The 14,416-nt window shown below is 32.8% G+C and carries 14 protein-coding genes; all 14 read left to right on the top strand.

Features of this window, described 5'->3' with window-relative positions; all coding sequences use genetic code 11:
• Position 1 precedes the first annotated feature (1 nt).
• The 14 genes from rfbD to ACSHW7_RS05610 all read left to right on the top strand — a co-directional run bounded on the left by rfbD (position 2) and on the right by ACSHW7_RS05610 (position 14,381).
• Positions 2-865: a dTDP-4-dehydrorhamnose reductase gene (gene rfbD / locus ACSHW7_RS05545; protein ID WP_435678343.1), complete on the top strand. Its 864-nt coding sequence runs from the start codon at positions 2-4 to the stop codon at positions 863-865.
• 7 nt (positions 866-872) lie between these two features.
• Positions 873-1,739: a glucose-1-phosphate thymidylyltransferase RfbA gene (rfbA, locus tag ACSHW7_RS05550; protein WP_435678344.1), complete on the top strand. Its 867-nt coding sequence runs from the start codon at positions 873-875 to the stop codon at positions 1,737-1,739.
• A 241-nt stretch (positions 1,740-1,980) separates the two neighbouring features.
• Positions 1,981-2,415, top strand: coding sequence for an ankyrin repeat domain-containing protein (locus ACSHW7_RS05555; protein ID WP_435678345.1), 435 nt, complete (start codon positions 1,981-1,983; stop codon positions 2,413-2,415).
• A 7-nt stretch (positions 2,416-2,422) separates the two neighbouring features.
• The gene (locus ACSHW7_RS05560; protein WP_435678346.1) at positions 2,423-3,121 is read left to right on the top strand and encodes a formyltransferase family protein; all 699 of its coding nucleotides are present in this window, start codon (positions 2,423-2,425) and stop codon (positions 3,119-3,121) included.
• Positions 3,122-3,256: 135 nt separating this feature from the next.
• Positions 3,257-4,228, top strand: coding sequence for a Gfo/Idh/MocA family oxidoreductase (locus tag ACSHW7_RS05565; RefSeq protein WP_435678347.1), 972 nt, complete (start codon positions 3,257-3,259; stop codon positions 4,226-4,228).
• Between the two features lie 2 nt (positions 4,229-4,230).
• Positions 4,231-5,319: a non-hydrolyzing UDP-N-acetylglucosamine 2-epimerase gene (wecB, locus tag ACSHW7_RS05570; protein ID WP_435678348.1), complete on the top strand. Its 1,089-nt coding sequence runs from the start codon at positions 4,231-4,233 to the stop codon at positions 5,317-5,319.
• A gap of 2 nt (positions 5,320-5,321) precedes the next feature.
• Positions 5,322-6,668 (top strand): lipopolysaccharide biosynthesis protein, encoded by a 1,347-nt coding sequence (locus tag ACSHW7_RS05575; RefSeq protein ID WP_435678349.1) that lies wholly within the window; start codon positions 5,322-5,324, stop codon positions 6,666-6,668.
• Between the two features lie 33 nt (positions 6,669-6,701).
• Complete coding sequence (locus tag ACSHW7_RS05580) at positions 6,702-8,000, top strand: glycosyltransferase (RefSeq protein ID WP_435678350.1); 1,299 nt, start codon at positions 6,702-6,704, stop codon at positions 7,998-8,000.
• The gene (locus ACSHW7_RS05585) at positions 7,997-9,244 is read left to right on the top strand and encodes an O-antigen ligase family protein (RefSeq protein WP_435678351.1); all 1,248 of its coding nucleotides are present in this window, start codon (positions 7,997-7,999) and stop codon (positions 9,242-9,244) included. Before ACSHW7_RS05580 ends, ACSHW7_RS05585 begins: the two co-directional genes overlap by 4 nt.
• Positions 9,244-10,641 carry a phenylacetate--CoA ligase family protein gene (locus tag ACSHW7_RS05590; protein WP_435678352.1) on the top strand — a complete coding sequence of 466 codons (1,398 nt, stop codon included), beginning with the start codon at positions 9,244-9,246 and terminating at the stop codon, positions 10,639-10,641. The genes ACSHW7_RS05585 and ACSHW7_RS05590 overlap by 1 nt, the downstream gene beginning before the upstream one ends.
• Positions 10,642-10,696: 55 nt before the next feature.
• Positions 10,697-11,623 (top strand): DUF2334 domain-containing protein, encoded by a 927-nt coding sequence (locus ACSHW7_RS05595; RefSeq protein WP_435678353.1) that lies wholly within the window; start codon positions 10,697-10,699, stop codon positions 11,621-11,623.
• Complete coding sequence (locus ACSHW7_RS05600; RefSeq protein ID WP_435678354.1) at positions 11,623-12,540, top strand: hypothetical protein; 918 nt, start codon at positions 11,623-11,625, stop codon at positions 12,538-12,540. Before ACSHW7_RS05595 ends, ACSHW7_RS05600 begins: the two co-directional genes overlap by 1 nt.
• A 1-nt stretch (position 12,541) precedes the next feature.
• Positions 12,542-13,720 (top strand): glycosyltransferase family 4 protein, encoded by a 1,179-nt coding sequence (locus ACSHW7_RS05605; protein WP_435678355.1) that lies wholly within the window; start codon positions 12,542-12,544, stop codon positions 13,718-13,720.
• Between the two features lie 55 nt (positions 13,721-13,775).
• Positions 13,776-14,381, top strand: a complete 606-nt coding sequence (locus tag ACSHW7_RS05610) for a sugar transferase (protein WP_435678356.1) — start codon at positions 13,776-13,778, stop codon at positions 14,379-14,381.
• Positions 14,382-14,416 lie beyond the last annotated feature (35 nt).

Below are 14,416 nucleotides of genomic sequence, written 5' to 3' on the forward strand. Positions count from 1 at the left end.
AATGAAAAAGGTGTTGATTTTTGGTGGTAACGGTCAATTGGGACAAGCTTTAAAAAAAGTGGTTTCAAACAACATCGTTGATGTGTTTGAATTTTATTTTTTTGGAAGTAAAGAGGCGGATGTTGGTAATCTAAATTCGTTAGAAATACAATTTTTAAAATTTCAACCCGAATATATTATAAATTGTGCCGCCTATACCGCTGTGGATGATGCAGAAGACAACGAGGTATTAGCAACAAAAATAAATGTGGAAGGAGCATTTAATTTGGCATTACTCTCTAAAAAGTATGGAAGTTGCTTGATTCTTATTTCAACAGATTTCGTTTTTGACGGAACCATTTCAAAGCCATTAAAAGAAACTGACCCCACCAACCCTTTGGGAATCTACGGAAAAACAAAGTTGTTGGGAGAACAGGCTATTGAAAATAGTGGATGTTCGTATATCATTGTTCGTACGAGTTGGTTGTACAGCGAATTTCAGCAAAACTTTTTAAAATCTATGTTACATTTAGCAACGACCAGAGATTCATTAAATGTTGTGGCAGACCAAGTAGGAACCCCAACCTATGCTGTGGATTTAGCGGTTTGTTTGATAGAAATAGTATTACAAGAAACAAAAGGAAACCATATATTTCACTATAGTAATGAAGGGGTAGCATCATGGTATGATTTTGCTTGGGAGATTTTTAATCTTTCAGAAAAAGAAATCAAGCTTTCACCAATACCCACATCTGGCTATCCAACTAAAGCTTCACGACCGAGCTATTCTGTATTGGACAAAACTAAAATTAAAGAGCAGCTTTCAATACCCATTCCGCACTGGAAAGAGAGTTTAAAGCAATGCTTACAAAATTTAAATAACTAATTAATTGATGAAAGGAATTATACTCGCTGGAGGTTCTGGCACAAGATTACATCCATTAACACAAGTGGTTTCAAAACAATTGTTGCCTATTTATGATAAGCCAATGATTTATTATCCGCTTTCTGTTTTAATGTTAGCGGGTATTACTGAAATTTTAATAGTTTCTACACCACAAGATTTGCCTAATTTTGAAAGACTTTTTGGAGATGGTTCTCATTTGGGACTTGCAATTGCATACAAAGTACAACCTTCACCAGATGGTTTGGCACAGGCATTTATTTTAGGGAAGGAGTTTATTGGTGATGACCCGGTATGTTTAGTACTTGGTGATAATATTTTTTATGGTGCCGGCTTACAGCGTATGTTACAAGCATCAGTAAAAACAGTGGAAGAAGAGAACAAAGCAGTTGTTTTTGGGTATTATGTAGAAGATCCAGAACGATATGGTGTGGCTTCTTTTGATGAACACGGAAATGTGCTGGACATTGAAGAAAAGCCTAAAAATCCAAAAAGTAACTATGCCGTTGTTGGGTTATATTTTTATCCAAACAGCGTTGTTCAAGTCGCAAGCGAAGTAGAACCATCACACAGAGGTGAATTAGAAATAACGAGCGTGAATGCAGCGTACTTAGAGCAGCAATCTTTAAAAATGCAATTAATGAGCCGTGGTTTTGCTTGGTTAGATACAGGAACCCACGAAGCTTTGACCGAAGCAACCGAATTTGTAAAAGCCATCGAAAAACGTACCAGTTTAAAAATTGCTTGTATTGAAGAAATTGCATATTACATGAAATACATTGACAAAAAACAATTGAAGGCATTGGCAAAACCCTTAGGTAAAAGTAGTTATGGTGAGTATTTGATGCGGTTGTAATAGTGCCTTCTTATTTTAGCTCAAAACTAGAATTGATTGATTATGAAAAAGTCATTTGTAAAATTGTTTTTTTACTCTCTGAGCTTCCTGTTGCAAAAGAAGCCTATTTTGGAATGAGCATCGAGTTTATAGAATAACGGGGTGTTTTATATTTATATTAAAGAGATACAAAACTGCTGTTACTGTTGTAATCGTTTGAAAAAGATAATCAGATTATCACAAACAAATTTAATTGAAAGTAATGATTAAAAATATAGAAGATTATTTCTTAGCTTGTAAAGATGGAAATTTGGATGTTGTCAAAGAGTATATTAATATTTATCCTGCAAACATTGAAGTTAAAACTAAGGAAGGTTGGACTGGACTCGTCATTTCCTCCTTCAACCATCACTTTGAAATTGTAAAATTTTTAGTTGAAAATGGCGCCAATGTTAATGCTGTTAATTCTAAAGGTACAACTGTATTTATGTATGCTAAAACCCCTATCTTAAATAAAAGTATAGAAACAATAATGCTTTCATATTTGTTAGAATCTGGAGCTTTAATAAACCAATTAGATATTTTTAAAAAATCTGTATTAGACTACGTACTTGAAAATAACGATGAAAAATTAGCCACTTGGCTTATAAAAAATGGGGCTTTAACCGGTTCCCATATTATTAAACTTGAAAATTAAAAATTTTATGATAGCAGTAATAACTTATGACACTCCGCACCGTAAAACGCAGGATTTAGTTGCTAAATTTCTATTAAACGGATATTCTGAAATACGCTTAGTTGTAATTCCTTGGGTAGAACGAAAAAATTTTAGGCCAATTTTCATGCATAGACCTAGCTCAAGAGTTGATATCTCTATTGAACAATTGTCGAAAAATTTAAAAATAGAATATGTAAGAGTTGATATTAACGAACTTAATAAACATTTTAAAAAAGAAATTTATGAACATATTGTAATTGGAGGTGCTGGGATTTTACCTTCCGAATTAGCTAAAAATCATAAAATAATTAATGCTCATCCTGGCTACTTGCCTAACATGAAAGGCCTTGATGCTTTCAAGTGGGCAATTTATAATAAACAGCCTATTGGTGTCACCACTCATTACATTTCAGATAAAGCAGATGAAGGCTTATTAATCTATAGGAGTATAGTAGACATTAAATTTGAGGATTCTTTTCATAATGTAGCCTACAGGGTATATGAATTAGAAATAGATATGCTAGTCGACGCAATCAAACTAATTGATGAAGACATAGCAACTTTTGAATCATTGAACGATGACACTTTTGAAGCTAATATGAGAATGCCTCATCATTACGAAATTATAATGATGGAAAAATTTGAAGAATTGAGAAAAAAAGCGCCATCGCATCGGCCTAAATAATTTTTTTGATGATGTGATAAAAAACAAAATGTAATATTAAAAATTTTCAGCAACCATCATCAACAATAAATTCAATAAATTTGCCGATATTTTTTATTTTAATATTATTTATAATTTTTTACCAATCATTTATTTATGAAAAACTTTGCTTTAATAGGGGCCTCAGGTTACATTGCGCCTAGACACATGCAGGCTATTAAGGAAACCAATAATAACTTAATAGCAGCACTTGATAAATTTGATAGTGTAGGTATTATAGATAGTTATTTTCCAAATGCCTCTTTTTTTACTGAATTTGAGCGATTTGATCGCGAAATTTCTAAATTGAAATATGAAAGGGGAACACAATTAGACTATGTAAGCATATGTACCCCTAATTATTTGCATGATTCTCATATTCGTTTTGCACTCCGTCAGGGAGCTGATGCTATTTGTGAAAAACCATTGGTACTTAATCCATGGAGTGTTGATTCTTTAATGAATATTGAAGCAGAAACAGGAAAGAAAATTTATAATATTCTTCAACTAAGAGTGCATGAAAGTATAATCGCACTTAAGAAAAAAATTGATGAAGGACCAAAGGATAAAGTGTATGATGTTGACCTTACCTATTTAACTTCTCGTGGTAGTTGGTATTATACCTCGTGGAAAGGACAGGAAGATAAATCTGGTGGTATCGCTACAAATATTGGAGTTCATTTTTATGATATGTTATCTTGGATATTCGGTGGTGTTAAAGAAAATATAACACACGTATACTCACACGATAGAGCATCTGGATATTTAGAGTTAGACCGTGCCCGTGTACGCTGGTTTTTGTCTATTAATGATGAAGTATTACCAAAAGAAGTAGTAGAAAAAGAACAACGTACCTTTCGTTCTATTACCGTTGATGGAGAAGAACTTGAATTTAGTGGAGGGTTTACCGACTTGCATACTACTAGCTACAAAGAAATTTTAAAGGGAAATGGCTACGGTATTGAGGATGCTCGACAAGCTATTGATATCGTTTATAAAATAAGAAATTCGACACCTGTTGGCTTAAAAGGGGATTATCATCCTTTCGCTAAAAAGCCATTGTCTGTTCATCCATTTAATAAAAAATAGTTATGAAAATAGTTACTGTAATCGGAGCGAGACCTCAATTTATTAAATCGGCCGCAGTAAGTAAGGCGATTATAGATTATAATAAAGAAAAGGAAGAAGATGTCATTGAAGAAATTATAGTGCATACAGGCCAGCATTATGACGCAAATATGAGCGATGTGTTTTTCGAGCAAATGCATATTCCGAAACCTAAATATCAACTTGATATTAATGGTTTATCTCATGGAGCAATGACGGGTCAAATGCTTGAGGCAGTCGAAAAAGTTTTATTGGAAGAAAAACCAGATTGGGTACTAGTACATGGAGATACAAACTCAACATTAGCTGGAGCGCTCGCAGCAAAGAAACTACACATAAAAGTAGCGCATGTGGAAGCGGGTCTTCGTTCATTTAATGATAAAATGCCCGAAGAAACTAATAGGATTTTGACAGATAGAATGAGTAGTATTCTTTTTGTACCTACCGATTCGGCTATTGAAAATCTAAAAAATGAAGGATACGATGCAATTGGTTCGTCCATTATTAAAAATGGCGACGTAATGTATGATGCAAGCTTAGAGTTTACCCCTTTCGCTCAAAAACCCAGTCAAGATATTCCAAAAAACTTTATTCTTTGTACTGTTCATAGAGCAGAAAACACAGATGATGAGAAAAGATTAAGAGGAATATTTGATGCATTGAACGAAATTGCAGAAGATACAGCCATTGTATTACCATTACATCCTAGAACAAAAAGCTACATTGAAAAATATTCAATTAAACTTTCAAAAAATATACATGCCATTAATCCCGTTGGTTATTTAGAAATGCTCTATTTACTTGACAATTGTAATATGGTGATTACTGATAGTGGTGGATTACAAAAAGAAGCCTTCTTTTTTAATAACTTATGCTTAACGTTACGGGATGATACAGAATGGGTTGAATTAGTGCATCATGGTTTTAACACATTAGTAGGGGCAGACAGGAAAACTATTGTGTCAGCATTTAAAAATGCACAGTCAGAGAATAAAGATTTTTCAATGAACTTATACGGTGAGGGTGATGCCAGTAATATCATTGTAAATGCACTCGTTAATTATATGCAATAATTTTGTTACAGAAAATAAATGTTTTTATTGCAAAAATAGGACTTGGAGGAAGTAAGAAATCGTTACACCTTGCTGTATCTCAAAGTTTTGTAGCGTTACTTTTTATTCTTATTGATTTTATTTTTTCTAAACAGCTATCCGTTGCTCAGTTTGGGGTTTTTAAAGAATTGTTCTTTGTTTTAAATTTAGGAATTCCTTTATTAGCCTTTGGATTGCCAGAGGGTTTTAAATACTTTATTGCGAAGGAAGATAATTTAGCTTCCTATTTTAAAAGTTTAACAGGTTTGTTATTTTCTTTAGGCTTACTTGTGCTATTTATATTATTCATTTTAAATGCGTTACATTTTTTCCAGTTAATAGATATTGGATATTTCTATGTGTATTCTTTACTGTTTCCATTACCTTTATTAGCTTTTTTACTTAATAAAGTACTTCGTTATTCATATATAAACTTAGACCAAGCTGAGCGCTTGACTAAATTATCTATTTATGGTAGTTTAGCGAGTGTAGCTATTATTTTTGGAGCTAGCGCTTTATTAAATATAAATCAAAATCTAATAGCTGTTGTAGCAATAGCGCTGCATTTTTCGGTATTTTTCTTTCCAGCTTTGTTTTATTTACTAGGTATTAAGGCTTTGTCATTTTCGTTAAGTTTTAATAAAACAGATGCTAAGAAATTTTTCCAATATGGCTTTCCCTTATATCTAGCTACGTTTGCAGGTATTTTAAGTGTTTACTTAGATAAGTCAATAGTTTCAATAATGGAGGACGAAGCAACCTTTGCTATTTTTGCCGTCGGTGCCATTGAAATACCCATTTTTGCAATGTTGAGTGCTGCTTTTTCGCAACAAATTTTTCCAAGTATGGTCCGCTATATAGAAAATGATGATGAAACTGCTGCGCAGCGACTTTGGATGCAAACAACTAAGAAAGTCTCCTTATTGACATACCCTGTGATACTTATATGTATGTTTTTTGCTAAGGATATTATTTTCTTCATTTATAGTGATGCTTATCAAGAATCTATTTTTCTTTTTAAAACCTATCTACTCATTGCTTTATTTAGAAACAATAGCTATGGAATTTTATTGACAGCGAAAGGAGAAACTCAAATAATAACAAAAATTGCACTTGCAATGTTATTGCTAAATGGTATTGCATCCATTACATTGTTTTATTTTTATGGATTAGAAGGCATTGTTTATGGCTCTTTAGTTTCTACATTCTTTTTTACAACCACAGTACTTTTAAAAGAAAATTTAATGGCAAACTATATTAAAGAGGTATTTTTGTCACCAATTATATTTATTTTAACCGTCATCATTTTGTTTATTTATTTTTTTAATTGATAAACATTTTCTTGCTTGTAATTTCAAAGAGTTTTGATTAAAAAAAATGTTTTAATTGTTTCATACACGTATCCGCCCTCAAATGCGCCCGCTGCTCAAAGGCCTTACGCCATTGCCAAGTTTTTAGACAAACAAAAATTTAATGTTACAGTCTTAACTTGTGGCAACGCAGACAGTTCAATGGGATTTGATGCCTCATTTAATCCAGAACTACCGGACGTTACATTGATAAAAGTAGCCACATTATTCGGGAATAAAACCGCAGATTTAAGAAAGCATAAAACAGTTGCTGCAAATGCGAGTTTAAAAACCAAAATCAAATCAAAAATATTTAATTTAGGTACTTCCATGTTAGTGCCAGACAAGGCAATTTTTTGGCTGCCCAATGTAAAGCGATTTTTAAAATTCAATAATAGCATCATAACGGATACAGATATTGTTTTTACAACGTCTCCTATGTTTACAAATCATTTAATTGGGAGATATATTAATAGGAGAAATAAAGATATAATATGGGCCGCAGATTTCCGCGATTTTCACTTTCTAGAAAACATTTCATATTTAAAAGGAATTAAAAGATATCTTAATAAACGTTTAGAAGAAAATATTTTACGCAACGCGACTATAGTATTGTTTATATCAAATGCTATGAAAGATATTTATGCAACTCATTATCAGGATTTAAATCCTAAAATGAAAGTGCTTTATAATGGTTTTGATTTAGAAGATTTTAAGGATTTAAATATTTCACCGGTCAAGAATAACAAACTTACTATTTTTTATGCAGGCAGTTTTTATGGTGGAGTACGTTCACCTGTACCGCTTTTTAACTTGCTTGACACCGTTTTTCTAAGAGGAATACTCGAAGTAAAAGATGTTGAAGTGGTTATAGCGGGTACACTTGAGGAAACACTTGAAGAAGAGTTAAGGGGATACACATCATATAAATGTCTTAACTTTATTGGACGAGTACCAAGAAGCGAAGTACTATCGCGATTAACCACATCAACATTGTTATGGTTAATCGTGGGCGAGAAAGTCACTCATTACACAGGAGTACCTATTAAGTTTTATGAGTATATGGCAGCTAGAAGGCCAGTCATTAATTTTGCACCGCATAAATCTGAGCCTACAAAAATTATCTCAGAAAACAATTTAGGATGGAGCATTGATGTCGCAGTAAACAACATAGAGGATCAAGTCGCTATTTTTTCTGAAATCGCAAATGCCTTTAAAAGTGGAAAACTTGATAGAAGTTTATCCCCAGAGCTTTTAGATAAATATAGTCGAAAGCATCAAACTAATATTTTTGAAACTATTATTGATGTATGAAAAAGATTTTTATCTTCATATTCGTATTTCTATCTTTTATCACTCAAACTATTGCAGAGCCAGGCACACACCCTATTTTTTCTAGATTAACTATCTCTGATTTTTTTGGAGCACTTGCATTGTTGTTTGGAATAAAAACATTGATTCAAGGCTTTACAAGTTCGTCCTCTTTTACAAAGGTTTATCAAATAGGATTAATGTTGATAGTTGCAATTTTTTTGCCAATAGTTTTCTCATTAGATATTCAATCTACATTAATAGAAAGTTTAATACTACTATTCTTACTATTGCTCTCATTATTAATATTTCAACATTATAAAGATAGGTTTCTAAATCAGCTAATTCCGTTAATTATGTATACTGTAATTGCGGCGGCTGTTTTGGGGTTCTATGACCTTGGGGCAAGTGTTGTTGGCTTACCTCGCTTATTTCCGGCAAGAACAGATGGGGAAGCACTTTCTGGTTTTAGAAATGCAGGACAAGCAGGGGCTTATTTTTTAGTAATGCTTACTATTTTAATACCCTTAAAATATTCTACTCTTTCAAAATCATTGTCACCAATTAATAAAAAGGTGTTGAATATTTCTTTATTACTATCATTAATTTTTATTTTTTTAACAGGAAAGATTGCTGCTTATGTGGGGTTACTTTTTGGAGTTTTATTTTTTCTCATTTACAAGAGAAATTTTAAAACTATTTTCACTGCTATAATTTCTGTTTTGTTACTTTCCGTGCTATGGGTAAACCTTGAAACCTTAATGCCCGACACTTATAATAGGGTTTCAGGTAAATACGAATCAAGAATAGAGGGGAATATTAATGGTTCAAATGATAATGACTTTATTGAAAAAAACTTTGGAGCTGCATTTCAAGCTTTTGAAGACAGACCTTTGACGGGTACAGGAATGGGGGCATTTTATGGTAACTATGCAAGACACGAAGTACACAGTACATATTTAAAAATGTTAGGGGAAACGGGACTTTTAGGAAGTTTTGGGTATTTATTATTTATACTTGCTTTTTTGAGTTTGTTTAGAATGAAAAAATTTAAGAAAATAAATCCATATTCAGATTACTTGGCTACCATGGTGCCATTTTTATTAGGTTGTTTTGTTAGTTGGGCTTACACCTATCACCTTAGGAAAAGAGAGTTTTGGATTTTACTTAGTTTAGTGGTTATTGTTAATTATTGTGCTAAACAATATCAAAAAACTTTATATCAAAGAAAAAATGCTATTGAATAATGTTAGATAAAATATACGAATACAGCCCACATTTTTTAAAAAGCTTCATGCTTAATGTTAAGGCATATCTAAATTCAAATACTCGTTATACTCAAAATTTTGAGAGATATTTAGAAAAGTATATCCAATTATGGAAATCACCAGTATTGGATATCAAAAAATTTCAGAAAGAAGAACTTATATCTTTACTATTAGATTGTAAGTCAAACGTTCCCTTGTATAAGGAAAGATTTATAGAAGCAAAAATTTCAGATATAGATATTACTAGTGATCCATATAATGTTTTAAAAAAAATGCCTTTTTTATCTAAAAAAGATAGAAAACAAAAGGTAGAACTTTTAATTAATCAAAATCCAAATAGACCTCTTAAAGTAATTGACTATACAAGTGGAACATCAGGTACTCCAACAAAAAACTATCTTGATAGTGAATCAATCGAAAAGGGATTTGCATTATGGTCTCGTTTTCACCATACCATTGGCATTACTAGAAAGGAGCGAACAGTTCGCTTTTCAGGTAAACTTATTGTAAAACCTCATAATAAAAACCCGCCATTTTGGGTTCACAATAGAATAGATAATCAACTTTTTATGTCTAGTTATCATCTAACTGAAAAGAACATTGATGTGTATATTCAGAAATTAAATAAATTCAAGCCAACATTCATTGATGGCTATCCCTCTGCAATCTATATTATTGCTAAGCAAATAAATAAGAAGAAACAAATACTGTTATTTACTCCTAAAGCCATAGCTACAACGGCTGAAACATTATATGATTATCAAAGGGTAGAAATAGAAAAAGCCTTTGGGAGCAAGGTTTTTAATCAATATGCTTCTAGTGAGGGTAGCCCATTTATAACAGAGTGTATTAATGGAAATTTACACATTAATGAAGATAGTGGAGTTTTTGAGTTTTTAACACCTAAAGATATTTTGGCAGGTCCTGGTGAAATAGGAAGAATGGTTGTTACAAGTTTTAGAAATAGTAAAACTCCATTGATTCGTTATGATATTGAAGATACTGTATTATTGCCAGAAATAGGTAAAGTTTGCAATTGTGGTTGTAATATGCCAATGGTTGAAAAAATTATTGGTAGGGAAGATGATTTGTTGTGGACAGAGGAAAAGGGATATGTGGGGAGAATGGATACGGCATATAAAGGACTAGAAGGTATTTTATTAAGCCAAATTATACAAGAAGACCCCGTGCATTTTATTGTGAATAATGTAGTTGACGATGAGTTTACAATAGCGATGGAAGAGAAATTTATTAAAAACTTGAAAGATAGATTAGGAAAAGATATCATCTTAAACATGCGAAAAGTAAAAGATATTCCTCTTGGAGCAAGTGGAAAATTTAATGCTGTAAAGCGTAATTTTGAAGTAAAAAAATAAGTTTCATAGAATTTAGCGCTTTTTATACAGTAATTTTACACCCACAATAAAGACTATGTTGAATTGGAAACCACAAAATAAAAAAGCGGCAATTTGCTTTACTATTGATGATATTCATCCTGCAAAAAGCAGTGATGCTTATGAGGCGGGAGGCGACTTAGAAAAAGGAGCTTTAGGTTTAGTAATGGAGTTACTTAACAGGCACCCTAAATTAAAGGTAACATTGTTTACTACGGCAAACTGGAGAGAGATTTCTGGCACTCCAACTCGAAAATTATTGGCCTCTATTCCGTTTTTAAGAGATAAATTTTATCTCGCAAAGCGATGGCCAATAGATAAGATGAACCTTGAAAATCATCCAGAATTTGTAACCTTCTTGAATACAATGGAACGTGCTGAGATTGCTTATCACGGCTTGTATCATGTTCATAAAGGAATGAAAATTCCAGTAGAATTTCAAAATCAGACCAAGGAAGAATTCCAAGAAATTGTAACCGAGATGGTTCGCATTTTTGACAGTGCTGGCGTGAATGTGGTGAAAGGGATTTGTCCTCCGGGATGGAATGCACCTCCCCAATTATTAGAAGTTTTAAAAGAACAAAATTTTAACTTTGTTGCCTCAGCTCGGGATATCTTTACACCTATTACATCTGATGCCACTAATGCTATGAGCGGTCTTATGGATGTACCACTACTTTATCCTAGTAAGGTTGCTAATGGAGGGATAACACACATACCTTCAAATTTTCAAGCAACCTCAAGAATAGAACGCGCACGTGCTATTTTAGACAATGGAGGCTTGTTATCCATAAAAGCGCACATGGTTAAAACTGCTTTTGGTATCGTTGCTCTTGATGGTGTAGATGATATATACATAAATTATTTAGATGCATTGCTCACCGTTATAGAAAATGAATATGGAGATGACATTTGGTGGACATCTATGGGAGAAATTTCAAATCATATAGCACAATACAACTAATGGAATATATAGTACACAATCCTGAAAATTATAAAGAAAATTACATGGCACACCTTAATGAGTGTTTTGGTGTGTGGGGTGGTAATAAAGAATATCATTGGGTTTTTGAACAAAATAGAGGTCCTTTTCCAAGTGATTTAATGGTAATCCATCATAAAGAACTTGGTGTATTAGCAGGTTCTGGAATAACGTATCGCAACTTATTTAATCAAAAAACTAAGAAGGGTACGTCTATGGGAATCATGACAGGGTCATGGACCTTACCAGCAGCAAGGAGACGCGGTTGTTTTAGTAAGATAATACAAGAGTCACGTGCTATTTGCGCATCGCGAAATATTGATACTCTAACAGCATTTGTAACAGAAACGAATGCCAGTGCCGGAAGATTAGCTTCCGCAGGTTCACTTTTAGTGCCAAGTTATCATTTGTTTTCTCCTGTTAAAGTATATCAAGGAGATGTACATAAGGCTGTGTTGTGCAGTACTTCTGAAGTACTTGAAAAAGAAATTTTTGAAGCCTTTTTAAAAACCGAAATTGATGCTTTCAAGTTTGAGTATAATTTTGACGGATTTGTCGGGCAATATATTCATAGGATTAAAGAAACCACAATACTTAAAATAGGATACAACTTCGCCATTTTAGAAGCTGGTACAAATGAGATGAAAGTATTATTAATGACTTATAAAAGTATAGAAGAAGCTACTACAGTATTAAAAAGCTTAACTAACTATTGTCTAGAAATGCTCGATAAAAAATCGTTTTTATACAGCACTCAAAAATCGTTTTTTGATATTGCAGCAGGATTAGGGTTTACATCATTACCAGGATTTTTTACAGTGCTCGACGTCACTGAAACATCAGTTAATAATGCTGATATATTTGAGAACCTACATATACAAATGGGGGATAAAATGTAATATGAAACATCATTTAATACGTATTACGACGGTACCTATATCCTTAGAAAAATTAATCGAAGGGCAACTCAATTTCATGCAGGATTATTTTGAAGTTACAGCATTAGCTTCTGAAAAAGAATCGTTAGAAAAACTGGGTAAACAATTAAACGTCCGTACACATTTTGTGGAGATGACGCGCAAGATTACCCCGTTAAAAGATTTAAAATCTGTTTACACCTTGTACAAATTCTTTAAAAAAGAAAAACCTACAATAGTACATACACATACCCCAAAGGCTGGCGTAGCTGGTATGCTGGCGGCAAGACTAGCGGGTGTACCTATTAGGCTGCACACAGTTGCTGGTTTACCATTGTTAGAAACAACAGGAGTAAAAAGAAAAATTCTTGAGTTAGTAGAGGTACTTACTTTTGCATCAGCTACCAAGGTGTATCCTAACTCTATTCGCATAGCGGAAATATTAATTAAAAATAAGTACGTTTCGGCTAAAAAAGTTCACGTTATAAAAAATGGTAGCTCAAATGGTATTGATACATCGTTTTTTGACCCCAGTTTAATTTCCGAAGTAGAAAAAAGCAACTTACGGGCTACATTAGAAATCCCTCAAGATGCTTTTGTCTTTGTCTTTGTGGGTAGGCTGGTAGGAGACAAGGGTATTAATGAATTGATAGAGGCACATGTTACGTTAAATAACCCAAAAGTATATTTGTTATTAGTGGGGCCATTAGAAACAGAATTAGACCCATTATCTAAAAACTCCATTACACATATAGAGAATAATAAAACAATTGTATCGGTAGGATATCAAAATGATGTGCGTCCCTATTTTGCAATAAGTAATGCTCTCGCTTTCCCTAGTTACAGAGAAGGATTCCCCAATGTAGTCATGCAAGCAGGAGCAATGGGATTACCTGCAATTGTGACAAACATTAACGGGTGTAACGAAATTATTGAAGAGAGTATCAATGGTATCATCATTCCAGTTAAAGATGTTAAAATGCTACACGATGCAATGCAAAGGATGGTAATTGATATTATATTTAGGGAACGATTAAAAGAAAATAGTCGTAATTCTATTGTAAAAAGGTATCAGCGCAAGGCAATGTGGGAGGCTATTTTAAAGGAATATAACAAACAGCTATCCCTCATGGGTTTTAAAGGTGTTACTACGATAGAATAAAGTTATTTTATTGATTACTTTTGTCTCATAAATTTTAATGCAATCATAGTAGGCAATGTATATAAACTTTATTAAGCCGTTTTTTGACGTTTTAGCTTCGGCAATTTTTTTAGTAATAATTTCTCCTGTACTATTAATAATTACCTTACTGCTGTACATTGCGAATGATGGCAAGCCTTTTTTCTTTCAGAAGAGACCTGGAAAGAATGAACGCATTTTTAATATCATTAAGTTTAAAACTATGAATGATAAAAAAGATGCAACTGGGGCGTTATTACCAGATGCATTGCGATTAACAAAAGTAGGTGGATTTATTCGCAAGACATCTTTAGATGAACTTCCTCAATTTATTAATGTGGTAAAAGGAGATATGAGTATTGTAGGACCGAGACCTTTGTTGCCGGAATATTTAGAAATTTATAAAGGAGAACAGAAAAAAAGGCATGATGTAAAACCAGGTATTACTGGATGGACACAAGTTAACGGCAGGAATGATAATAGTTGGGAACGCAAGCTTGAACTTGATATTTATTATGTGTATAATCAAAGTTTTTGGTTTGACTTAAAAATTATTTTTGCAACATTTAAGAAAGTAATAATAAGAGAGGGTATTTATAAAACAGAGAATTATAATAACCCAACAAACTCTACCCCAAAGTAATGAAAGATATAACACTTTATGTTGCGGGTGGAGAT

It is taken from the genome of Patiriisocius sp. (assembly GCF_051252435.1).
Classification (GTDB): domain Bacteria; phylum Bacteroidota; class Bacteroidia; order Flavobacteriales; family Flavobacteriaceae; genus Patiriisocius.